The following is a 23,222-nucleotide window of genomic DNA, read 5'->3' on the forward strand; positions in this document are numbered from 1 at the left end:
CCTCCTTATTTAATTCCTATAATTTGTATACTTAATAAAAGTTGTTTTTTAGTTATAAATTTATTTAAAAAAATCAGATAAAAAAACCTATGTTCATTAAATTATGAACATAGGGTAGGTTGCATCACTAACTCCATACATACAAGATGCCCAATTTAAGTATGTATATCTACGTTTCCCTTAAGGTATAAAATTCTTTTAAATAGCTTATCTGTATAAATTTTCTTATTTACTAAATTTGATTTTTAAAGATATGTTAATTAACTAAAAAATTATAGTTTTTTTAATAATAAAAAAACCTATGTTCACAAAATTATGAACATAGGGTAGGTTGCATCACTAACTCCATGCATACAAGATGCCCAAATTGAGTATGCATATCTACGTTTCCCTGTTAATTATATATTCTTAAATAATATATGAAAATTATAGCATAAAACTAATAAAAATGGAAATGTTTGGAGTGGATTATAAGTAATTCGTAAGTTTTTATTACAAATTGTATAAAAACTTACGATATTGTAAGTTAAAACATTGCTTTTGTAAGTTGCTTCTATGGCTGCAAATTATGATAAACATTACAATATTAACTATAATAAAGATATTTGTTAAAATATTTTTGCTTCAAATAGTTAAAGTAAAATTATCAAGCAGGAGGAGATATATGGGTATTTTAAAAACAGAATTTACAAAAAAAATTAAAATCAAATCTAATAAAATATTAATGGTATTTTTTATATTTATGACCGTTGGTTGTATGTTTTTTAAACCTACATTAGAAACTGAAAATTTTCATATTGATAAGCAATATAAAAAAGTAATAGATACTAGAAGTACAGGAGTTATTGCTAATCAAAAATTTCAAAAAAAGATTGATTCACTAAAAAAAATTGCCGATTCTAATGTAGAAAGTATGGCTAAGTCCGCAAAAGAACAATTAAAAGATAAAAAATCAAATGGATATAAAGATATATTGTTTTGGCAAGTTTTCAATAGTAGAATAAATAACCCTTTAATGATGGTATATTTTTTAGCTTTTATAATAATGATGTTTTGTACAATTTATACAGATGAAGTAGTAAGTGGAGTAGATAACTTAATTCTCTCTAGCAAAAATAAATTTAAAGTATTAAATTCAAAATTATTATTAGGGGTATTGATTCCAAGTATTATATATATAATTTATTTAATATCTCAATTTGTACAGTTAACTTTTAAATATGGTACACCACAAAATGGAAATTTACAAGCTTTTAGAATATTACAGCCTCAAACACTATTGGATGGAAGTATTTCTATTAAAAACTTTATTTTAATTAAAGTAGGATTTATATTATTTTTATTAATAACATTTTCATTAATATGTGTTTTGTGTTCATTCTTATCTAAAACATCATTGAAAGCTATATCTTTAATTGCAGCTGTATTTGTATCATTTAAAGTTATACCTTATATGAGCTTCTTACCTAAAAAAATTATTTATATGTTTGGCAGTTTTAATTTCCCAGATTTATTTTTACCTGAATTTTCTGCTAAACCACCATATATATATCAGAATTCATTTTATGTAAGTTTTTTAGGAATATCTACTAGTACATTTAACATGATTTTAGCAATTTTAACAATACTTTTTTTAATAACAATTATTGCAATAAAGGCATCAGCTAAGAGATTAACAGCAAAATAAATTTTGAAATATGAGGAGGATTATAATATGAAATTAGAACTTAAGAATTTATGTAAAAATTTTGGTCATAAAAAAGCAACAAATAATTTTTCAGTAACTTTAGAAAATGGAGTTTATGGACTTTTAGGACCTAATGGTGCTGGGAAAACTACTATAATGAGACAGATGACAACTTTATTAAAACCTGATAGCGGGGATATTGTTTTAAATGGAAAAAGCATTTTTGAAGATGAAGAAGCATATAGAGCTAAAATAGGTTATTTACCTCAAGATTTTGGAGTTTATAAAAGTTTTAAAGCAAAACAATTTTTAAAATATATTGCTGCCTTGAAAGGATTGAGTTCTAAAGAAGCAAATGAAAAAGTTGACTATCTTTTAAAGCTTGTTGGATTATATGATGTTAGAAAAAAACCTGTAGGTAAATTTTCAGGAGGAATGAGACGTAGGGTAGGTATTGCTCAAGCACTTTTAAATGATCCAGATATATTAATATTGGACGAGCCAACAGCAGGACTTGATCCTCAAGAAAGAACTAGGTTTAGAAATCTTTTATCAGAAATATCTAAGGACAAAATAGTTGTTTTATCTACTCATATAATATCTGATATAGAGGCTATAGCAAAAGAAACCTTAATTATGAAAGATGGAACTTTAATGTTAAAAGGTACTCATAGAGATATATTAGAAGAAATGGATGGTAAAGTTTTTTTGGTAAATACAGTTGATGAAAATGAAGCCTATGAAATTCAAAGAAAATATAAAGTAGTTAATATACAACGTGGAGTCCATAGTATTGAGCTTAGAGTAATATCAGATACTATTCCAAAGGCTCAAAATGTAACTTCTGCTCAAGCTAGATTTGAAGATGTTTATATGTTTTACTTTGATATTGAAGATGCAAAGGAGGTGTAGAAATGTTATCACTTATAAAAGCAGAATTTCAAAAACGTTGTTTTAAATTATCTGTATTAATTCCATGGGGTATGATTTTATTGTTATCAACTCAACTTGTAAGAGCGAGTTCTAATATTTCTGATATGTATGCTGATGTATTTTTGAAGTTTACAGGTATGGCTCCTTTTATAGGAATTGTAATTTTTACTATGTTTTCAGGAGCATATATTCAAGAATATGAATCTAAAATGAATTCATTAATAAATTCAACTAAGCTTGGTAAAAAGAAAACTATTATGGCTAAATGGATTGCTCATGGAATAATGGCATCTATAATAAATATTTCTGTGTTCTTTGTAGTATTTCATAAAGCATATTCTGCTGCAAATGGAAAAGGTTTGGATTTACAATTAACCAAACTTTGGTATTTTGGAAACAGTGGTTCTACATTAACAGTATTACAATTGATATTAATAGTTTGTTTAACTATAATACTAGGTTCATTCTTTTTTGCTCAAATAGGATTAACCCTTTCATCAATATCAAAATCAGCAGTTCTTCCATTTATATTGGGGGGAGTTATAATGGGATTACCAACTTTTCTTAATATTATCCTTGTTACAATGGGGATTCCTTCAAAAACTATTGCTCATATAGGTGGATTTTTCCCTCTTAATGTTATGTATTATAGCGAACAGATTAGAAATGGGATGCCATTTATAGTTACTTTAATAAATGCAGCATTGTTCTTAATAGCTATGATAGTACTTCCTAAAATTACTTATAAAGCCTTTGTAGATCCTAATAAGAAATAAAAGGATTATTAACACCTTACTTTTAAATTATTAAGTAGTTTAAAGTAAGGTGTTTTTATTAAATATTAATTATTAAGTATTGATAAGGTATGGAATTTGTATTACATGGGGAAATGCTTAAGTATATGTATTGATAAAAATACTATACAATAATACTGTTATTTGTTTATAATTTTGGAAATGATGAATACTTTTCATAGGTATGAAGAATTTCAGAAGATTATATATACTTATGACAACTTTTTAAGAATAAAGTTATCATAAGAATAATTTAAATAAGATAACTTAAGAATTTAAAACATATTATAAATAAAAGGTTAGTAAATAGAAAGAGTTATTTTAGACTTTATAAGGAGTAGTGATTATTTGCAATTTCTTTAAGAGCTTTAATATCTAATTCATTAGAATTTGCAGCATTTTTAACTAAATAAATGGCTTCTGTAAGATCATTTAGTGACTTAGAAGTGTTTGTAATAGCAAGTTCTATAACACCTAATCTTTCACCTAAAGTTTGACCATCTTTGTTTTGGAATATATCCAATTGTTTTGAAAAAGATGTTTGAAGTTTTTCTATTATTTTAATATTTGCTTGGAGTTCTTCAAGCATTAAAGAATTTTTATCTACTTGAGTTTTGATTATAGAATTAGATTCTTCTAAACTCTCAAAACGTTTATCAAAATCAGTATGTATTTTTTTTAGTAGATTATAAAGTTCGTTTTCCATTGGGTACACTCCTTATTGATTGTTATTGTAACAGTATATAATTATATACTATTTAGTGATTTTTATAAACTTAAAAAGACAATTTTTATCTAAAACATACTTAAAAGTAGAAATTGGTAACTCTACCAGAGTATATGTATTATTTTAAGGGATTTTGGACAAATAAGAGAATTTTTAAAAAGGGATATAAAAAAAATCTAAATATTATTTCTATTAACGTTAATAGAAGCTTTCATAGGGTAATAGTTAGGAGGTAGAATAATGAAAAAAGATTCTAAATTCATTGGTTTAGGCTATAAAAAAACAGATATTAAAGATTTAGATGATCTTACTGAATATGTTAGTGCAAATAAAAGTATACAAGATATGATTCGTATAAAAGATAGAATAGGAAAGGCTAAAGAAAATTTAAAAAAAGCAGAAAAATATATTTGAAAATACCAAAGTTAAAAGTACCCTTTATGTGAATTGTACCTTGCTATTATAAAAGGTCCAGTTCAATAAAGGGTATTTTTAAGTTAATAGACTAGGTTTGAAATATGGACAGGAGCTCAAAAAACTCCTATGAACATTATACAAAGGAGATAGTACTAATTCAATATATACTATGTAAACATATTGAAAATTTATATAGGAGACTTATAAGAGGTTTTTAAAAGTGTTATGAAAAAAAGATGGTTATATATAATTATAAATATGAACAAATTGTAAACATATAGTAAAAACTTAATATTAAGTAAATTAATGGTAAGAATTATTAAAAGAAGCAATAAAACAATCTGAAATACTTAAAAGTAAAGTTGGAGGTTCAACACAAATGTTTAAGATATCAGATGATAATATATTTGATGAAGTAGCTAGAAATATAGCAGCTAGAGTAATTAAAACAGCAGTATCCGATGCCAAAAACAAAATGGTTAATGAAAAAGATAAAAAAGATGCTAAAAAGTGGTTAAGAAGTGATGACTGCAAAATGTATTGTGAGATTTTAGATATAGATTATTTCAGAATGATTAAAAAATTAAAAATAATAGGAGGCTATTAAAATGAAATCAACAGGAGTAGTAAGAAAGGTAGATAAATTAGGAAGAATAGTTCTACCAAAAGAATTAAGAAGAGTTTTTGATATAAAAGGTGACGAGACAAGTTTAGAAATTTATACTGAAGGTGAAAAAATAGTTTTAGCTAAATATCAACCAGCTTGTATATTTTGCGGTGAAGGAGATAATATTATTAACTATAAAGGAAAAAATGTTTGTGAAAAATGTTTAAAAGAACTAAAAAATGATTAAACTATAATTAGAAGATAGAAGCTTAAGTAATAGTTTTAGAATACAAATAGCAATATTTAAATATAAAATAAAATAATTTAAATAATAAAATTTAACTAATAGATGAAAAACATATATAGTTTCAATTTATGTTAGTGTGTAATATTATATTGCTTTTAATAATTATTCAAAATAATTAATGTAGATTTAAAATAATATTGTTTATTGTAATTAATGAGCATTATTGCAATATAAAATTCACATCAGCTCCTATAAGTGTTAAAACTTATAGGAGCTGATTTTAAAATCTATAATATTAAATAGAGATTTTAACTGGACAAGCATATAGTTTTAATTTTTAATTAATATAAGGGAATTGTATAAGTTAGATTCTATTTAGTAATAGTTAAAAGATAGTTTGTTTAAGTGGTCAAATTAGTATTGCTATATAGTGAAATAGTTAAAATATAATAAATAACAAGATATTATTTATAAAGCTATTTAATGAACTTTTTAACGTAGTTATTTAAAATAAAAATATTATTATTTTTACTTTGTATAAAAAACTAATAAAAACATACTTAGCAAATTGTACTTATTATGTTATAATAATTCGAGCATATTAGACAAAAAAACATTTTAATTTAAAGTATATTATGATTAAAAGTTATAAATGGAGGAATTACAAAAATATGATAAGTACAAGCAATATAAGTTTAAGATATGGTGGACGTAAATTATTTGAAGATGTTAATATAAAATTTACTCCAGGAAATTGTTATGGGTTAATAGGAGCAAATGGTGCTGGCAAATCTACTTTTTTAAAAATACTTTCTGGAGAAATTGAGGCTAATACAGGAGAAGTAATAATACCTAAAGGAGAAAGAATGGCTGTTTTAAAACAGAATCATTTTGAATTTGATGATCATCCTGTTTTAGAAACTGTTATTATGGGTCATAAAAGATTATATTCTATAATGAAAGAAAAAGATGCCCTTTATGCAAAACCAGATTTTACAGATGAAGATGGAATTTTAGCTTCAAAACTTGAAGGTGAATTTGCAGAACTTGATGGATGGGAAGCTGAAACAGAAGCTATTAGTTTGCTTATTGGACTTGGAATAGAAACAGAATTTCATGATAAACTTATGAAAGATTTAGATGGGGCACAAAAGGTAAGAGTACTTTTAGCACAAGCAGTATTTGGAAAGCCAGATGTATTGTTACTAGACGAACCTACAAACCATTTAGATATAAAATCTATTAGATGGCTTGAGAATTTTCTTATGGATTTTGAAAATACTGTAATAGTTGTATCTCATGATAGATATTTTTTAAATAAAGTGTGTACTCGTATAGCTAATTTAGATTTTGGAAAAATTGAAATTTGTGTTGGTAACTATGATTTTTGGTATAAATCAAGTCAGTTAGCACTTAAAATGGCTAAGGATAAGAACAAAAAGAAGGAAGAAAAAATAAAAGAACTAGAAGAATTTATTGCTAGATTTAGTGCTAACGCATCTAAATCAAAGCAAGCAACTTCTCGTAAAAAACAATTAGATAAGATACAATTAGAAGATATAATTCCTTCTTCTCGTCAATATCCTTTTGTTGGATTTAAAGCTGATAGAGAAGCTGGAAATGATATTTTAAAAGTTGATGGTATTACAAAAACTATAGATGGAGTAAAAGTTTTAGATAATGTTAGTTTTACAGTAAACAAAGATGATAAAATAGCTTTTGTTGGAATGAATGAATTTGCAAAGACTACCTTGTTTCAAATATTAAATGGAGAATTAGAACCGGATGAAGGAGAGTATAAGTGGGGGATAACTATTACACATTCATATTTTCCAAAAGATAATACAAAATATTTTGAAGGCATAGATTTAAGTTTAGTTGATTGGCTTCGTCAATATTCAGATGAAAAAGCTGAAACATTTATAAGAGGATTTTTAGGTAGAATGTTATTTTCAGGAGAAGAAGCATTAAAAAAAGCTAGCGTTCTTTCAGGAGGAGAAAAAGTTCGTTGCATGCTTTCTAAAATGATGTTAAGTGGTGCTAATGTATTAGTATTAGATGAACCTACAAATCATTTAGATCTTGAATCCATAACATCTGTAAATGATGGATTGATAGATTTTAAGGGAACAATTTTATTTACTTCCCATGACCATGAATTTGTACAAACTATTGCAAATAGAATCATAGAAGTAACACCGAAAGGATTAGTAGATAAAAAAATGCCTTACGATGAATATTTAGATGATAAAGATTTACAAAAGCAGATTAAAGAAATGTATAAATAGTATTGAATAAATACAATTTTGAAATTATAATATAGTAAAAGAAGGGACATACCCTTCTTTTATTATATATCTACATAAACTATTCATGATAATTTAGAAAATATTGAAATCAATTACTATAAACAATAGGTTTATAGTTTCTATTTAATATATCTAAAAGAGAGAGGATGACTATAAATGGTACGAGCAATATTTTTTGATATAGATGGAACTTTATTAAGTTTTAGAACTCATAAGATGGCTAAATCAACTATTGAAGCTTTAAATACTTTAAGGGATAAAGGAATTAAACTCTTTGTTGCAACAGGTAGACATAAGTCAGAAGCAACAATACTAGATAAATATTTTTCATTTGATGGATATGTTACTTTAAATGGACAATATTGTTTTGATAGTGAAAAAATTATTTATAAAAAAAGCATTAATAAAAAAGATATTGAAAAAGTAGTTGAGCAAACAAAGAAAAAATTATATTCTTGTTATTTTGTAGATGAAAATGAATTATTTGTAAGTCACATTAATGATGAAGTTAAGAGTATATGTGATTTAGTTAATGTTAATATACCAAAAGTTTGTGATTCTTCAATTGCACTTGATAAAGATATTTACCAATTAGTTGTTTTTTTAAAAAAAGAAAATGAAAATATATTATTTGATGCAACTAAAGAATTAGATGGAACTAGATGGCATGATGCTTTTATGGATGTGGTTCCTAAAGGCGGAAGTAAAAAAGTAGGAATAAATAAATTGTTAAATCATTATAAAATATCTTCAGATGAAATTATGGCATTCGGAGATGGAGGAAATGATATTCCAATGTTAGAATTAGCAGGAATAGGTGTAGCTATGGGAAATGCTAAAGATGAAGTTAAAAATATTGCAGATTATACTACAACAGATGTTGATAACGATGGGATTATGAATGCTTTGAAATATTTTAAAGTTATATAAATTAAAAATATTTAAATGGAGAAGGAATATGCTGAATTTATAGCATATTCTTTTTTTATGGTTTTGTATAATAATTAATACAATAAATTACATTTTATACATAAAATAAAAGTAAAATGTAGAAATTTAATATAATATTACAAAAATAATATAATATTTACAAAAAATATTAAATATAGTATTTAAAATAATTAAAATTTATATTATAATATAACCAATATAATATTAATTGTTAAAAAATGAATTTATTAACATGGTTTTTATGTTATTAATTGTAAAATAAAGTTTTATGTGATAATTATTATTTTTAATTATTTATTTGTACACATAGGTTTGTTAAATTTTATACAAATGATATTTAAATCTTATTAGGGTATTTTACATTTACTTATAGATTTAAAAAAATAATACTGTCATCTTTTTTAGAGAGAGATATTATATATTTTTTATGAAGAATTTGAAATTTTAGACAGAGCAGCACTGATGCCAAAAATAGAAATTCTTTATTATTTGTAAATCATATATACTCTAGTAGATTAAAATATAAAAACAAGTAGTTTTATACTATCTATTAACTGAAAATAAACAATAGGGGGAAAATTATGAAAAAAAACGTAAGGAAAATGTTAAAGAGGATTGGTTTAATAGTGGCTTTAGCGGCTATATCTGTAACTGGTTACAGTAATATAACAGCAAAAGCCCAGGAAAATGTAAATGCAAAATTAAGGGACATCAATGGTAATCCAGTATTGTCAGGTGAAAATTATTATCTAATTTCTAAAGGAAGAGATTATGATTCTTATGAAAAGGGTGGAGTTTCACATAAAGATAAGCTTACAGGTGATTATTTATATGTTGATCCGTCAGAAGAGAAAGCAACTCCAATTCAAATTTATAAAGAAGAAAAACCAGGAGTAGCTGGTCAATTAATTAAAGATAAAGATATTGGATATTTTAAAATGAATGGTAAATATTTAAACTTTGCAACAAAACAATTCTGTTATGTTGAGTTAGAAGACGAAAAAAAAGGTTCATTTCAATTTCTTCAACAAGGAACTAAAAATCAAATGAAACTTTTAGCTGGAACTGCAAAAGTAAGCTATGATAACTTTGGACGACCATCAACAGGTTTATTTGATCATACAAATGTAAGCAATGAATCGGTATATTTAAATGCTTCTAAAGTAGGCCCTTTAGGACATTTAAGCTACGATGACATGTGGGTAGAAATATCTCCATCATCTCTTAATATGACAAATAACTATGCATTAAAACCAGTACCTAAAATTTCTTCAAAACAAGGAGATGTTCTTAAATTTAATTATTATAATAATGATGATTTTGAAAACAAGACTTCATCTAAAAATGGACCTTTTGTTGAAAATGGTACTAAATATAGAGTGAAATATCATGTTATTGCTAACAGTGATACTAATCTTAGTTTGTCTTTTAGAGATAAAAAAATAGCTGAGACAAACATTTCTAAAACAACAGCAGATAAATATACTACTGTAGATGGACCAGTTGTTGTTTTATCTAAAGGTGAGAATACTGTAGAAGTAGAAAATGTAAATGGAGGAAACGTTAAAATATCACATGTAGAGTTTATTCCTTTAAATGATTCTGATGTTACAAATCTTAATCCAATAAAAAAAGAACTTGATCTTGATAAAACTTTTAATGTCAGAGATGCTATTAATCAAAGTGCAGCTTACTATTCACCAGATCAAAATGTAGTATATTTAGGAAACACAAGACAATATATAACATATAAATTTAATGCACCAGAAAAAGGGGAATATAAAATTAACTTAGGGGATTCTGTAACTTCTACAGCTAAAGGTTTAAATTTAATTTCTAATTTGAGAGTATTAAATTTAAATAATAATAAATATAATAAAGAAGATAAAATAGAGCTTGTAAAAGGAGAAAATAAACTTAAAGTTTTAGTAAAACCATTTGAAAGTAGTTATGTAGATACTGTTTCAATAAATGAAAATGGAGTAAAACAATCTTCTGATAAATATGAAGCAGAACTATTAAAAAATGGTGGGAAAAATATTAAGGTGGAAGGATCAAAAGTAACATTTAACGGATTAGATTCTTATGTTGATTTGAAAATAAATAATAAAACAGGAAATTATAAAGATGTAACTATAGATGTGCAAGGAAAAGGTGAGTTTGTATTAACAAATCAATATAGTGGAGCTACTATATATGGACCTAGTCATATAAATAATGTAATAGATAGATTAAATTGGGCTGTAAGAAAAGAAATTCCAAGTAGAAATATGAAACTAAATCCTGGTGTAAATATAATAAGAATAAGTCCTCAAAATAATGGACATTTATTAAATACAGTGAATGTGAAAAGATATTTTAGAGAAATAGTTGGGTATAGTAAATAATATAAAGAATGATTCATAATAAATTTTAAATTAATAAAAAAGAAAGGCTTTAATTTTAGGCCTTTCTTTTTATGATAGCATAATTTACATAAGTTATTAATGTATATAATTTTATAGTATTTAATCTTAGATATTAGCATAACTTTAAAAAATAACATATGGATTAAGAATTAATTTTAAATTCTTTTAAATCTTCTAAACCTTGATATATTTCTTTTCGAGGCAAATTATTTTTAGTTAGTTCTTCATCACTTTTTTCAAGTAGGCAATTATAAAAGTCAATAGCTATTTCATATACTTCAGGAGAGTTATTTTTTTCTAATTCATCAAAAATTAAATCTTCTGCTTTATCATAGCTTCCCTCATGATATAATTTATTGAAAATAATTTTAAATATATCTTGAGAACCTACTTTATTAATAACGATTTTTTCACTAGTTTTTTTATCTTTGTTAGAAACCAATTTACCCAAGGCTCTTCCAACTCCTTCAATAAGTTTTTCTATATTCATAAGATTTTCACATTAAAACCAAATATATAAGTACCATTAATTGATTTATAATACTAAGGAATATTATAACACAATAGTAGTATAAATAAGCAGTGTTTATGTATTCAGTTTTAGTTGTTTTTATTTATAATTACTAAGAGATATTTTGTGATTTTTAAAATGCTACATTCTATTTTCTCTTTCATATTTAACTAAATCATTTGCTATTTTATTGGCTTTTTTAAATATTGAATTTTCATCCAAAGTGGCAAGTTTACCATCTTTAACTACAACTTTACCGTTAACAATAGTCATTTTTACAAGACTACTGTTACCACAAGTTACTAGACCTACAAGTGGGTTATGACATCCTGCATATGCAACATCATTCAAATCGTAAAGAACTATATCAGCAGCTTTACCTTTAGATAAAATCCCAATATCGTCTCTTCCAAGTACTTCAGCTCCACCCCTAGTAGCACATTTTAATACTTCATAGGCATTTAATCCTTTTGTTCCATATTTTAAATGATTTAATAGATAAGCTCGTCTAACTTCTTCCCACATATTTGAAGCATCATTGGAAGCGCTTCCGTCTACAGCTATACTTAATTTAACTCCAGCATTTAAAAGGTCAGTAGTAGGACATATTCCACTAGATAATTTCATATTAGATGAAGGACAATGAGATACTCCACATCCTTTTAATCTTTTTATTTCATCAGCATTCACATGAATAACATGGGCAAACCATACGTCACTGCCTATCCATTTAACTTCTTCCATTAAATCAACAGGTTTTTTACCATACATATTTAAACAAAAATCTTCTTCATCTTTTGTTTCAGCAAGATGTGTATGAAGCATAACCCCTTTTTTTCTAGCTAATTTTTGTGATTCAATCATTAAATTTTTACTTACTGAAAAAGGAGAACAAGGAGCTAGTGCTATTTTTTGCATGGAAAATCTACTATTGTCATGATATTTATTTATAAGTCTTTCTGAGTCCTCTAAAATTACATCTTCAGTTTGAACTACGTTATCTGGAGGTAAACCTCCTTTGCTTTTTCCAAGAGACATAGAACCGCGAGTAGCATGAAAGCGCATACCTATTTTAGATGCAGCTTTTATTTGTTCATCAATTAATTTACCAGATGTATTATTTGGAAAAAGATAATGGTGATCCATAGATGTTGTACATCCAGTTCTAAGAAGTTCAGTAAATGCTACTAAAGCACCATAATATACAGCTTCTGGATTTAGATGTTTCCAAAATTCATATAGTCCAACTAACCAAGGAAAAAGAGGTTTTTCTTGAACTTCATCTATTCCTCTAAATAAAGATTGATAAAAATGATGATGGGTATTTACAAAGCCAGGCATTGCTAATAGATTAGAACAATCAATTACTTCAACATTTTGGTCTACAATGATATTTTTACCTATAGAATGTATTTGATTATCTTTTATTAGAATGTCCTCGCTATCTAAAATTTGTTTTTTATCATCAAATGTTATTATTTTTGAGATATTTTTTAAAAGTAATGACATTTACATAGTCCCCCTTACATATATAATTTTATGCGACTAATATTAAAATATATTAATTTCAATATATTTACATTATATATTTTAAAAATTAGATATTCAATTATAAATAGATCAAATAATAAATAATAATTTCTTATTATTAAAAAGTATCCTTATAACATTTTATATAAATTATGGAAAAATATTAAGTATACTAGTATAATTATATATGTTTTACAACAATTAACTAAGAATAGATAGTTTTAAAGTGAAAACTAATATATGGAATTAATTTCTTTACATTTTAGATTTAGGTCGATTTTTAGAAGGGAGAAAAGATGGAGTGTAAAAAAAGTGATAATAATATAAAAAAAGAAAGGTTATGGACACATAATTTTTCTTTGTTATTTCAAGGACAACTAGTATCAGTGTTTGGTAATATAATATATGATACAGCATTAAAACTTTGGATTCTTACAAAGACTGGTTCAGTATCTCTTATGGCAGTATTTACTGCCATTACAATAATACCTGAAATTATTGTTTCGCCTTTTGCAGGTACATTTATTGATAGGTATGATAAAAAGATAATATTGATAATTACTGATACTATTAGCGGAATAGGTATTATTTTTGTTGGATTAGCATCTATATTAGGAATTTTAAAAATATGGATGGTAGTTTTAATAGGTAGTATTGTAGGATTATGTACTTGTTTTTTCAATCCATCAATAGATTCAATTATTCCAGAGCTTGTTCCTAAGTCAAAACTAATTAAAGCAAATTCAGTATTTTCTTCTATGAGTACAGCAAATAATATGATTGGGTATGCATTTGGAGGATTTTTAATTAAATTATTAGGTATACCTATAGTCTTTTTATTTAATGGAATAAGTTTCTTGATTTCTGCTTTTAGTGAATATTTTATCAAAATACATAAGGTTGAAAAACATTCAGAAGAATTAACTTTTTTAGAGGATTTAAGGTTTGGCATAAGATTTATTAAAAATTTTAAAGGATTGAAATATCTTTATATGGTAATATCTTTTTTAAACTTATGTGCAGTTATGTCAATGACTTTAACATTGCCTTGGTTTCAACTTAATAAACAATTGGGAATAGTAGCTTATGGTGTAGCAATGGGTATTAATACATTAGGTATGTTTGTGGGTTTTAGTTTTTTATCTGTAATTAATATAAAATCTGATAAAAAATTTATGATGTTTATTTTAAGTGGGGTATTAATTTCTAGTACAATGATTGTTTATTCTTTTACAATGAATAGAATTATAATTTACAGTATGTTCTTTATTAATGGAATAAGTTTAGCAGTTATTAATTCATTGATTCAAATAAGTTTACAAAACAATGTTCCATCAAAGATAAGAGGAAAAATATTTGCATTTAAAAATACTATATCCTCAGCTTTAATGCCAGTAGGCATGTTAATTGCAGGACTGTTAGCAGAAAAATTAAGAATAAATTTTATTGTTTCAGGAGATTATATTGTATTTTTGATTTTTATTATTTATGTTTTATTTTTACCAGAAGTTAAGGAAGTTATAAACAGTTAGATTAATAATTAAAATTACAAAATATAATGGTTATGATATAATAGTTAGGAATTTATGTAAAAACCATTATTTGTATAATAGGAGATGGAGTAATGAAAATAAAACCAAAGAAAATAATATTTTTTTCTATTATAGCTGTTATTTTTATAGTAGCGTATAATGTTCTATCTTATTGGAACTTGATTCCTAAAAAATCCTATAAGGCAAAGAAATTTAATATTAAAACTATAAAAAGTAAAAATGATTATAATAAAAATGGAATAGATGATTATAGGGATATTTTATTAGGAGCTAGAAAAGATGCTCAAAATAAACCTAAGTATAAGAGTGTTTACTATGAAGGTGGATATCCTCCTAAAAATGAAGGTGTTTGTACAGATGTTATATGGAGAGCCTTTGAAAATGCTGGATATTCTCTTAAAGATATGGTGGACAAGGATATAAGTAATAATTTATCAATGTATCCATGGGTTAATGGTAAACCAGATAAAAATATTGATTTTAGAAGAGTACCTAATTTAAAAGTTTATTTTGATAGAAATGCAATTTCATATACTTTAGATCCACATAAAATAAGTCAGTGGCAGCCAGGTGATATTGTTATATTCGGTAAAAAGTATTCTCATATTGCAATTGTATCAGATAAAAGGAATAGTGAGGGAGTGGCATATATTATTCATAATGCAGCCCAGTCTAAGAGAGAAGAGGATGCATTAATTAAGTATTCTAAAAAATCACCTATTACAGCTCATTATAGATTTGAGAACAAAAAAAGTAATTAGAATATATGAATGTTGTTAGTAAATAAGTGGTTAATATGTTAAAATTATAGTATAAATACTGCAAGGTGGTGAAAAGTAAACATTAAATATAAATAAAAATTTTAGGTTTTAAAGGAGGATATATGAATATACTTAGTAATATAATTACTTTTATAATTTTTTCAATGTTAGGTTTGTGTATAGGAATAAAAAATAATAAAAAGTTGAATTGGCATAAGGAGATTTTATTTGTAGTATTAGCTATAATAGGTTCTTATGTTGGAATAAATACTAATGTGATTTCTATATTAGGGTTTAACCTTCCTTTGAACGTAATACTTTTTTCAGTTTTTATGTTTATTTTTATTGGACGTTTAATATCAAGAACTTCATTTTTAAGAAGAAAGACAAATTGATATTTACTTATATATAATAGTAAATATTTTTTTAATTATAAAAAATAATGTTTTTATTACATTTGTAAAGTTGTATTATAAAAGTTATAGGATTTAATCCTATAATTTTTTGCTATTTACATGATAATATTATTATATTTTAATTTGTAATAAGAATACTAGTTATAATAAAATTTTCAAGATATTAGTTAGGTGATAAGTTTATAAGATTATTAACAAAATAAACTAAATGTATTATATAAAGTTAACTGTTATATATTATATATATGTGGAGGTAATATAATGAAAGTATTAGGTATTGTAGGAAGTAGAAGAAAAAATGGAAATACAGCCTGTTTAGTACAAGAAGCTTTAAATGAAGTTCAATGTGAAGAAATTGAAACTGAGATGATTTTTCTTGGAGATTATAATATTAGAGGGTGCATTGGATGTGAAGGATGCAAAGATACATATAAATGTGTAATAAAGGATGATATGCAAAAATTATATCCACGTATATTAGAAGCAGATGCTATCATTATGGGTTCACCTACATATTTCTATAATATAACTTCAGATATGAAAGCTTTTATTGAAAGATTATATTGTTTTCAAATATTTGCAGAAGATGACCGTTCAGTATGGTCAAGTATTAATGAAGTATTAGGAGGTAAATATGCTGTAGTTATATCTATATGTGAGCAAAGTGATGAAAAAGACATGGGATTTACTGCTGAAGCTATGAGTCAACCTCTTGAAGGATTAGGGTATAGAGTAATAGAAACTGTTAAAATTTTAAAATTGTTTAAAAAAGGTGAGGCACTTAAAAATCAAGATGCTTTAGATCAAGTGAAAAAAGCTGGAATAAAGCTAAGAAAAACTATTAGGTTAAGAAAAGAAACAGAGAAAAAACTTAGATCAAGTTTAGATTAATTAAGGGAGTTATAGAAATATAACTCCTTTAATTTTGTTTTAGGTACTAAATTCAAATAAGCAACTAGTTAGTATTCTAGTTTGATTTGTAGGTTGTTTACTCTTTTAAACCTATTGATAGCAAAACTAAGTTATTGTATTTTATAAAATATTCTTGGAAACTTTTATTAATCAGTTATTTTGATAGGATTTATTGTATATAAAACCATAATGTGGTATGATTTTTATATCCCCTATAGGGGGATATGAAAGGAGTGATATTATGGATAATAAAGACAAAAAACATGAACATGAAAATACACAAGCGGTTATCAACCGACTTTCAAGAGCAATAGGACATTTGCAATCTGTAAAAAAAATGGTGGAAGATGGACGAGAATGTAGTGAAGTTCTAATTCAAATTGCTGCTGTTAAATCAGCAGTTAATAATATAGGGAAAATAATTTTACAAGACCACATTAAACATTGTGTTGTAGATGCAGCTTTAACTGGAGATGAAAAAGTTTTAGAAGATTTATCTTATGCAATCGATAAATTTATGAAATAGATTGGAGGGATAATTTTGAAATCAAGACATAATAGTGCAGTATTTATGGCTATTTTAGCAGCAGCATTATATGCTATTAGTTCTCCATTTTCAAAAATACTTTTAAATAAAATTTCTCCCACTATGATGGCAGGATTGTTATATCTTGGTGCAGGTATTGGAATGTCTATAATAGCTTTGTTTAGATATAAAACAGGAAAGTATAAAAAAGAAATGTCATTAACAAAGAAAGAAATGCCCTATACAATTGGCATGGTAGTTTTGGATATATTAGCCCCTATTTTTCTTATGATAGGTTTAACTATGACTAGTCCTGAAAATGTATCTCTTTTAAATAATTTTGAAATTGTAGCTACTTCAATAATTGCACTTTTAATATTTAAAGAATCTATAAGCAAAAGGTTATGGATTGCTATAGTGTTGATTACGATTTCTAGTATTGTTCTTTCAATTGAAGATATTAGTAGTTTTTCATTTTCTTTTGGTTCTATTTTCGTTTTACTTGCATGTGTTTCTTGGGGATTTGAAAATAACTGTACAAGAATGTTATCCATAAAAGATCCATTACAAGTTGTAGTAATTAAAGGTTTTGGATCTGGATTAGGTTCTTTATTAATTGCTTTTTTTATTGGAGATACTTGTAATGATATAACTTATATAATTTACACACTTTTATTAGGTTTTGTTGCTTATGGTTTAAGTATATTTTTCTATGTATATTCTCAACGAGAACTTGGAGCTGCTAAGACAAGTGCTTATTATGCTATTGCTCCTTTTATTGGAGCTTTACTTTCTTTTGTTATATTTTTTGAGATACCTACTATTTTATTTGTTATTGCATTTATAATTATGATATTTGGAACTTATTTTGCTTCTATAGATACTAATAATCAGTAATATTTACTATTTTCTAATAAAAACATCTAAAAACTAAGAAATGATATGTTTACTTTATAGTTATGGCTATATTATTTTAATTGTCTACTATGATAGTGCATATTATATATTAGTTTAGATGTTTTTTATTTTTATAATAAATAAGGAATTTAAAAAGAATAAAGAATTATATTTTATGAGTATAAATATAAATGAAATAAGGGGATTAATTATGTGATTATACTACATAAGGGGAGAGTGTAATGGACAGCAATAATGTACTTAAAAATATTAAATATTTACTTAATAATTCTAAAGAAAGAGTTAGTATATTTGTTGATGGAGATTGGGGAATAGGGAAAACTTTTTTAATAAAAAATCAGCTTTTTGAAAAAGAGGACAGTAAGTATGAGTTAAAATATATATCTTTTTTTGGATACAATAGCTTAAGAGAAATAGAAAATGAGCTTTTAATGCAATTTGTACCATTTATGAAGACCATAGACAATATTCCTATAGCAGGTAAAGCAATAAGTGATATATCTAAAAAATTTATAGGAGTAGATTTAAATGAATATATAAATTGTTTTTCTATTGATAATATACCTGAAAAGCTTTTAAATGGAAAAAAGATTGTTCTATGTTTTGATGATATAGAAAGGAAATCTGATGAAATTCATCTTAAAGATTTATTAGGATTAATAGAACGTTCTTCACATAAATTTGATGTTATTGTTATTTCAAATTTATTAAAACTAAAAGAGGAAGATAGAGAATTATTTAATTCCTATAGAGAAAAAGTATTAGATTATGAATTTTGTATTACTAGTATAAATGATAATGTTTTAAGAGAAATTTTAAGAAGTAGAAGAAAAGATAAGGATGTAGAGTATGAAGATGCTATAATAAATATTTACAAAGAAGACTTTTATAGTAATATAAAAAATGTTCCTTGCAAATATAATAAGACAAGTATAAAAAATATTAGAATATATATAAGATTTATTGATCTTTTATGCAAATTAGAAAATGAAGTTTCTATGATAACAGGTGGTTCTTATAATAAATTAGATTATGTTGTAATTGAAGCTTCAAAAGATATTATTTATAATTATTGGGAAGATAAATATAAAATAACTAGTAGTTATTACAATAACATTGATAAACAGATTATAATGAGGGAAATAAAAAAGATATTTTATCGTAAAGAATATGATATAAGTAATATAAAAGAATATTTAAAAAAAGATTTAGAAATAAGAAAGGATATATCCTTATTATGGAATTTATATAAATTGGATGAAGAATCATATGAAAAATTAATAGAAAAAATTAATGAAAAAATAGAATATAAAAATTTAGAGTATTTTATTAATCAAAAACAGGTTATTTCTATGATGGATGCTTTTATACATTTAAATAAAGGAGAAGTTTATAAAGAAAAGCTATTTTATATTACTAAACTACTTTATAGACCTACATTAAATGTAAGTCCTAATGTTTATAATGAAGATGACTGGTCTTATATTAACAAGAATTTTTCTATTGAATTAGAGTGTAATGAAAAAATAAAAAAATTCATAGAAAAAATAAATATTTCTAATAGAATTGAATTTAATAAGTATGTTGATAAAGAATATGAAAAAGCAATTTGTAAAAAGGATATAGGAAAATTAAAGGATATTCTTAAACATAAAAGAATAGATGATTTAAAAGAATTTGAGAAAGTATTTACATTTGCTTTTGATTATTTAATTAATAATTATGATGATGAATATATGTTGTTTATAGAATCTTTGATTGAAAATACAAAAAGTGAAGTTATATATAAGTATTTTACTGAAAAAGGAGAAAAAGAAAAGAAGGTTACTATAAGGAAAAAATACGAATATTTTGATCAGTTTTTATCTAAAAAGATGTATTTAGAGAGTATAACAAAAGATGATTAATAGGATAAATTTTATAATAAAAGGCTTAATGAAAATCTAAGCCTTTTGTTTTTGAATAATTTACAAAAGAAACATTATTTATAATTAATAAACAGTAAGTTTATATTGTTTTAAAATAGTATAAAAACGTAATAAAGAGTTAATGTATGATGATATGTAAAATATGGTATAATCAACTATAAAATATTAAGAAGTACTTAAAAAACAATATGACTGGAGGAAAACAAATGTCTACACAAGTACTTATAGTTTTAATTCTTACATTTATTATATACATAATTTCAACTTTAGCTTATTCTGTAAGAATTGTTGGAGTAAGAACGGGAAGAATAGCCATATCATTTGCTGTGTTTAATATATTTTCATTAATTTCAAGAACTGCAAATAGTGTTCAAGCGCCATTATTAGCTAAAACAATAGAAAGTACTATAAAAACAGGAAATCCTGAGAGTTTATTACCTATTTTTAGATGGATACTATTTTCTACAACACTAGCAACAATTATTGGAGCATTACTTATGCCAACATTTATAAAAGTTTTTGGAAAAGCGGTAGAAGGGTTTAGCATATATCGTTCTATACCTAAATTACTGATACATGGTTTTTCAAAATCTGGTATAGAACAGTTTAAAAGTAGTATTACAAGACCTAAAAAGCAAAATTTAGCTCAATTAAAAAGTTTCAAAATGATTCCTAAAAAGATTGTGTTATTTAATACAGTAGCTTTTGCAATAACAACCGTTGGAATTTTAGCATCACTTTATGCAGGGTGTTTAAATCCGGAATTAAGAACAACTTGCAGTACTTTATCATCTGTAATAAATGGTCTTTCAACAATACTTATGTTTATATTTATAGATCCTTTTATATCAATGCTAACAGATGATGTTATAAGAGGGGATTGTAGTCAATTTCAGTTTAATAGATGTGTGATTTTTATTGTAGGAGGACTAATAGCAGGTACAATTTTGGCTCAGTTTTTATTAGTTCCATCAGCTAAAGTTATAGGATATATAGCAAAATTAATTTAAAAAACACCTAGCAGTTAATAGAGTAATTCTGCTAGGTATTTCTTAAACTAATAGAAGTGTATTTTAAATAAGTGGATTATCTTAATATAATAAAATTGAATAAATAAAATCCTTATGTAAATTTGTAGAATTCAAATTTATGATTTTAATATTTAGTACATATAAATGCTCCCATACAAAATTCAGTTTCATCTAGTCTTTTTAATATTTTTAATCCAGCTTTTTTAATAGCTTTTACATATTCAGTTTCGCTAAAAAGTGAAATAGACATTGTATTATGATAATAATTAATATTATTATTTTTACCTATAAGATGGTGCATATCTATATTGATTTTTCCATCATTTAAAAGATTAATAGATTCCATTCTAGAATAGTTTATATTTCCTTGAGTTTTGGTATCTGTGAATAAACCAGATTTAAAAGTTTCTTTTGTTGACCAAGGAGTAAGAATAAAGATACCACCTTTTTTAAGATGTTTATTTATTAATTGGAGTCCTTTTAAAAGTTGATTATAATCCTTAGCGTATCCAATTGATCCATATAGATTTACAATTATATCAAAGTTTAATGGAAGATTGAAGTCAAACATATCTGCTTTTACAAAAGAGATATCAGAAAACTTAGTTTTGGCAATTTTAAGCATTGCATCGCTTAAATCTATCCCTGTAACATCAAAAGTATTTTTCAAAAAACTTGCATGTCCTCCTGTACCACAGGCTATATCTAATAATTTGTTGCTGTCACTAGAATTATATGTATTAAATATATCTATAATTTTATTAACATCTTTTTTATAATTATCAGATTTAACATACATTAGATCATAATATTGTGATATTGTATCAAAATCTTTATACATTTGTTATCCTCCTTTTAGATAGATGATTTTTTTATAAGCTTCTCAGTAGGGTATCCAAATTCTATCAAAAGCTTTGAATTTTTGAATCCTAACTTTTTATACATATCTCGTGTAGTTTTCCCATACTTATCCCCTTCACGATAAGTAGTTACAGTGATATCAGAGCCTTTAAGAAATTCATTAATTACTTTTTTTAAAAAAGCTTTTGCAATCCCTTTTTGTCTATAATCAGGATGAACAGCTAAAAAATCAATGCTTTTATTTTTATAAGAAAAACCCATGATACCAATTGCTATGGAGTTTTTTATTATAATTAATGCACTTTTATTATAAATATGTTCTTTTAATAGTCTTATGTAGTCTTTAACTATCAATCCAGGGAAATCGTTTTTTACAATATATACTAAATCCATCCAAGCTTTAATGTGTTTATAGTCTGCTAAGATTATATTGTGTTTATTAAGCAAAGTTTTTTTTGAATTATCAAATACAAACTTTAATTGTAGGGGATAATATTCTTTGCTTTTGCGAAAAGCATAAGGTGATTTTTTATATAATAGTTTAAAAGCAGTAGTGAAAGCTTGTTGACTTTTATAACCAGATAATAAGGCGATATCTATAATAGGCCTTTTAGTAAATACAAGTAATTTTGCCGCTTCATTTAGCCTTCGTCTTTGAACATAATTATGAAGTGTAAAATTAATTGTATTTGAAAATAATCTATGAAAATGATATTTAGAATAATGGGTTATTTCTGATATAGTATCTAAATTAATTTCTTCTGTTAGGTTATCTTCTATGTAATCAATTATTTTATTAATATTTTCTAGAGTATTATTCAAACTAGTACCTCCATAATATTAAATTTAGTATTTATTGAGATAGGTTAGATAGTATTTATTGCTATATTTTTAAAAATGTTTAATTCCTTTTTAAAATTTAATACACTTAAATATAAAAATATGTATAAGAGATTGTAGTTATTAATAACTAAGTTTTAAGCTGATTTTATTATAGCAAAAAGTGTAATAGGAATTTTAATATATTTTGCTATGTTATATAAGTGGAATATAAATATTGTTAAGAATTGAGTTAAAAATTAGAATATTTACTAACATTATTTATATATAGAAGATTAAAGGAGAATTTTATAGTATAATATAAAAAAGAATGTATTTTGGGAATAAAATACATTTATGTAAATGACCAAATAAG

The 23,222-nt window shown here is 24.8% G+C and carries 22 protein-coding genes and 2 riboswitches; of the genes, 17 read left to right on the forward strand and 5 right to left on the reverse strand.

Translation table 11 applies throughout. The annotated features are described in order from the left end of the window. Positions 1-105 precede the first annotated feature (105 nt). Positions 106-188, reverse strand: a riboswitch (cyclic di-GMP riboswitch). A gap of 128 nt (positions 189-316) precedes the next feature. Then, positions 317-400, reverse strand: a riboswitch (cyclic di-GMP riboswitch). A 264-nt stretch (positions 401-664) separates the two neighbouring features. The 3 genes from ABDZ71_RS05910 to ABDZ71_RS05920 are packed head-to-tail and all read left to right on the forward strand — an operon-like array spanning position 665 to position 3,396. Beyond that, positions 665-1,687, forward strand: coding sequence for a hypothetical protein (locus ABDZ71_RS05910; RefSeq protein ID WP_343759798.1), 1,023 nt, complete (start codon positions 665-667; stop codon positions 1,685-1,687). Between the two features lie 27 nt (positions 1,688-1,714). Then, the gene (locus ABDZ71_RS05915) at positions 1,715-2,599 is read left to right on the forward strand and encodes an ABC transporter ATP-binding protein (RefSeq protein ID WP_343759801.1); all 885 of its coding nucleotides are present in this window, start codon (positions 1,715-1,717) and stop codon (positions 2,597-2,599) included. 2 nt (positions 2,600-2,601) lie between these two features. Beyond that, the gene (locus tag ABDZ71_RS05920) at positions 2,602-3,396 is read left to right on the forward strand and encodes an ABC transporter permease (RefSeq protein ID WP_343759803.1); all 795 of its coding nucleotides are present in this window, start codon (positions 2,602-2,604) and stop codon (positions 3,394-3,396) included. A 346-nt stretch (positions 3,397-3,742) separates the two neighbouring features. Here the strand turns inward: ABDZ71_RS05920 and ABDZ71_RS05925 are convergent, their stop codons facing one another. Beyond that, positions 3,743-4,120: a hypothetical protein gene (locus ABDZ71_RS05925; RefSeq protein WP_343759805.1), complete on the reverse strand. Its 378-nt coding sequence runs from the start codon at positions 4,118-4,120 to the stop codon at positions 3,743-3,745. Between the two features lie 261 nt (positions 4,121-4,381). On the opposite strand from ABDZ71_RS05925, the gene ABDZ71_RS05930 reads away from it, so the two are divergent. From ABDZ71_RS05930 to ABDZ71_RS05955, 6 genes are all read left to right on the forward strand, one after another. Then, positions 4,382-4,555 carry a hypothetical protein gene (locus tag ABDZ71_RS05930; RefSeq protein ID WP_343759807.1) on the forward strand — a complete coding sequence of 58 codons (174 nt, stop codon included), beginning with the start codon at positions 4,382-4,384 and terminating at the stop codon, positions 4,553-4,555. Positions 4,556-4,937: 382 nt separating this feature from the next. After that, complete coding sequence (locus tag ABDZ71_RS05935) at positions 4,938-5,165, forward strand: hypothetical protein (RefSeq protein WP_343759809.1); 228 nt, start codon at positions 4,938-4,940, stop codon at positions 5,163-5,165. Position 5,166: 1 nt separating this feature from the next. After that, complete coding sequence (locus ABDZ71_RS05940) at positions 5,167-5,412, forward strand: AbrB/MazE/SpoVT family DNA-binding domain-containing protein (protein ID WP_343759811.1); 246 nt, start codon at positions 5,167-5,169, stop codon at positions 5,410-5,412. A gap of 671 nt (positions 5,413-6,083) precedes the next feature. Continuing rightward, positions 6,084-7,700 (forward strand): ABC-F family ATP-binding cassette domain-containing protein, encoded by a 1,617-nt coding sequence (locus tag ABDZ71_RS05945; RefSeq protein ID WP_343759813.1) that lies wholly within the window; start codon positions 6,084-6,086, stop codon positions 7,698-7,700. A gap of 177 nt (positions 7,701-7,877) precedes the next feature. Then, positions 7,878-8,651: a Cof-type HAD-IIB family hydrolase gene (locus tag ABDZ71_RS05950; protein ID WP_343759815.1), complete on the forward strand. Its 774-nt coding sequence runs from the start codon at positions 7,878-7,880 to the stop codon at positions 8,649-8,651. A gap of 602 nt (positions 8,652-9,253) precedes the next feature. Continuing rightward, positions 9,254-11,059 carry a hypothetical protein gene (locus ABDZ71_RS05955; RefSeq protein WP_343759817.1) on the forward strand — a complete coding sequence of 602 codons (1,806 nt, stop codon included), beginning with the start codon at positions 9,254-9,256 and terminating at the stop codon, positions 11,057-11,059. Positions 11,060-11,222: 163 nt separating this feature from the next. On the opposite strand, the gene ABDZ71_RS05960 is transcribed toward ABDZ71_RS05955, so the two are convergent. Next, entirely contained in the window at positions 11,223-11,570 is a 348-nt protein-coding gene (locus tag ABDZ71_RS05960) for a DUF6483 family protein (protein WP_343759819.1), read from the reverse strand. A 162-nt stretch (positions 11,571-11,732) separates the two neighbouring features. Further along, positions 11,733-13,100 (reverse strand): 8-oxoguanine deaminase, encoded by a 1,368-nt coding sequence (locus ABDZ71_RS05965; RefSeq protein ID WP_343759820.1) that lies wholly within the window; start codon positions 13,098-13,100, stop codon positions 11,733-11,735. 317 nt (positions 13,101-13,417) lie between these two features. On the opposite strand from ABDZ71_RS05965, the gene ABDZ71_RS05970 reads away from it, so the two are divergent. The 8 genes from ABDZ71_RS05970 (at position 13,418) to ABDZ71_RS06005 (ending at position 21,145) form a co-directional block, all read left to right on the forward strand. Then, on the forward strand, positions 13,418-14,653 hold the full coding sequence (locus tag ABDZ71_RS05970; protein ID WP_343759823.1) for an MFS transporter: 1,236 nt from the start codon (positions 13,418-13,420) through the stop codon (positions 14,651-14,653). Between the two features lie 92 nt (positions 14,654-14,745). After that, on the forward strand, positions 14,746-15,435 hold the full coding sequence (locus tag ABDZ71_RS05975; RefSeq protein WP_343759826.1) for a DUF1287 domain-containing protein: 690 nt from the start codon (positions 14,746-14,748) through the stop codon (positions 15,433-15,435). Between the two features lie 122 nt (positions 15,436-15,557). Then, positions 15,558-15,830, forward strand: coding sequence for a hypothetical protein (locus tag ABDZ71_RS05980; RefSeq protein WP_343759828.1), 273 nt, complete (start codon positions 15,558-15,560; stop codon positions 15,828-15,830). Between the two features lie 282 nt (positions 15,831-16,112). Then, on the forward strand, positions 16,113-16,742 hold the full coding sequence (locus ABDZ71_RS05985; RefSeq protein ID WP_343759830.1) for a flavodoxin family protein: 630 nt from the start codon (positions 16,113-16,115) through the stop codon (positions 16,740-16,742). 262 nt (positions 16,743-17,004) lie between these two features. After that, positions 17,005-17,289 (forward strand): metal-sensing transcriptional repressor, encoded by a 285-nt coding sequence (locus tag ABDZ71_RS05990; protein WP_343759832.1) that lies wholly within the window; start codon positions 17,005-17,007, stop codon positions 17,287-17,289. A gap of 15 nt (positions 17,290-17,304) precedes the next feature. Beyond that, the gene (locus ABDZ71_RS05995; protein WP_343759834.1) at positions 17,305-18,186 is read left to right on the forward strand and encodes a DMT family transporter; all 882 of its coding nucleotides are present in this window, start codon (positions 17,305-17,307) and stop codon (positions 18,184-18,186) included. A 242-nt stretch (positions 18,187-18,428) separates the two neighbouring features. After that, on the forward strand, positions 18,429-20,114 hold the full coding sequence (locus ABDZ71_RS06000; RefSeq protein ID WP_343759835.1) for a hypothetical protein: 1,686 nt from the start codon (positions 18,429-18,431) through the stop codon (positions 20,112-20,114). Between the two features lie 227 nt (positions 20,115-20,341). Further along, the gene (locus ABDZ71_RS06005) at positions 20,342-21,145 is read left to right on the forward strand and encodes a lipid II flippase Amj family protein (protein ID WP_343759836.1); all 804 of its coding nucleotides are present in this window, start codon (positions 20,342-20,344) and stop codon (positions 21,143-21,145) included. Between the two features lie 145 nt (positions 21,146-21,290). Here ABDZ71_RS06005 and ABDZ71_RS06010 read toward each other — a convergent pair whose 3' ends face one another. Both ABDZ71_RS06010 and ABDZ71_RS06015 read right to left on the reverse strand, forming a co-directional pair. After that, on the reverse strand, positions 21,291-22,007 hold the full coding sequence (locus ABDZ71_RS06010) for a class I SAM-dependent DNA methyltransferase (RefSeq protein WP_343759838.1): 717 nt from the start codon (positions 22,005-22,007) through the stop codon (positions 21,291-21,293). A gap of 14 nt (positions 22,008-22,021) precedes the next feature. Beyond that, complete coding sequence (locus ABDZ71_RS06015; RefSeq protein WP_343759840.1) at positions 22,022-22,849, reverse strand: GNAT family N-acetyltransferase; 828 nt, start codon at positions 22,847-22,849, stop codon at positions 22,022-22,024. Positions 22,850-23,222 lie beyond the last annotated feature (373 nt).

The sequence above is a fragment of the Clostridium oceanicum genome, from assembly GCF_039521385.1.
GTDB classification, from domain to species: Bacteria; Bacillota; Clostridia; order Clostridiales; family Clostridiaceae; genus Clostridium_F; species Clostridium_F oceanicum.

Coding starts and splice junctions, on each gene's coding strand:
- ABDZ71_RS05910 (WP_343759798.1), top strand. CDS start 665: ATGGGTATTTTAAAAACAGAATTTACAAAAAAAATTAAAATCAAATCT.
- ABDZ71_RS05915 (WP_343759801.1), top strand. CDS start 1,715: ATGAAATTAGAACTTAAGAATTTATGTAAAAATTTTGGTCATAAAAAA.
- ABDZ71_RS05920 (WP_343759803.1), top strand. CDS start 2,602: ATGTTATCACTTATAAAAGCAGAATTTCAAAAACGTTGTTTTAAATTA.
- ABDZ71_RS05925 (WP_343759805.1), bottom strand. CDS start 4,120: ATGGAAAACGAACTTTATAATCTACTAAAAAAAATACATACTGATTTT.
- ABDZ71_RS05930 (WP_343759807.1), top strand. CDS start 4,382: ATGAAAAAAGATTCTAAATTCATTGGTTTAGGCTATAAAAAAACAGAT.
- ABDZ71_RS05935 (WP_343759809.1), top strand. CDS start 4,938: ATGTTTAAGATATCAGATGATAATATATTTGATGAAGTAGCTAGAAAT.
- ABDZ71_RS05940 (WP_343759811.1), top strand. CDS start 5,167: ATGAAATCAACAGGAGTAGTAAGAAAGGTAGATAAATTAGGAAGAATA.
- ABDZ71_RS05945 (WP_343759813.1), top strand. CDS start 6,084: ATGATAAGTACAAGCAATATAAGTTTAAGATATGGTGGACGTAAATTA.
- ABDZ71_RS05950 (WP_343759815.1), top strand. CDS start 7,878: ATGGTACGAGCAATATTTTTTGATATAGATGGAACTTTATTAAGTTTT.
- ABDZ71_RS05955 (WP_343759817.1), top strand. CDS start 9,254: ATGAAAAAAAACGTAAGGAAAATGTTAAAGAGGATTGGTTTAATAGTG.
- ABDZ71_RS05960 (WP_343759819.1), bottom strand. CDS start 11,570: ATGAATATAGAAAAACTTATTGAAGGAGTTGGAAGAGCCTTGGGTAAA.
- ABDZ71_RS05965 (WP_343759820.1), bottom strand. CDS start 13,100: ATGTCATTACTTTTAAAAAATATCTCAAAAATAATAACATTTGATGAT.
- ABDZ71_RS05970 (WP_343759823.1), top strand. CDS start 13,418: ATGGAGTGTAAAAAAAGTGATAATAATATAAAAAAAGAAAGGTTATGG.
- ABDZ71_RS05975 (WP_343759826.1), top strand. CDS start 14,746: ATGAAAATAAAACCAAAGAAAATAATATTTTTTTCTATTATAGCTGTT.
- ABDZ71_RS05980 (WP_343759828.1), top strand. CDS start 15,558: ATGAATATACTTAGTAATATAATTACTTTTATAATTTTTTCAATGTTA.
- ABDZ71_RS05985 (WP_343759830.1), top strand. CDS start 16,113: ATGAAAGTATTAGGTATTGTAGGAAGTAGAAGAAAAAATGGAAATACA.
- ABDZ71_RS05990 (WP_343759832.1), top strand. CDS start 17,005: ATGGATAATAAAGACAAAAAACATGAACATGAAAATACACAAGCGGTT.
- ABDZ71_RS06000 (WP_343759835.1), top strand. CDS start 18,429: ATGGACAGCAATAATGTACTTAAAAATATTAAATATTTACTTAATAAT.
- ABDZ71_RS06005 (WP_343759836.1), top strand. CDS start 20,342: ATGTCTACACAAGTACTTATAGTTTTAATTCTTACATTTATTATATAC.
- ABDZ71_RS06010 (WP_343759838.1), bottom strand. CDS start 22,007: ATGTATAAAGATTTTGATACAATATCACAATATTATGATCTAATGTAT.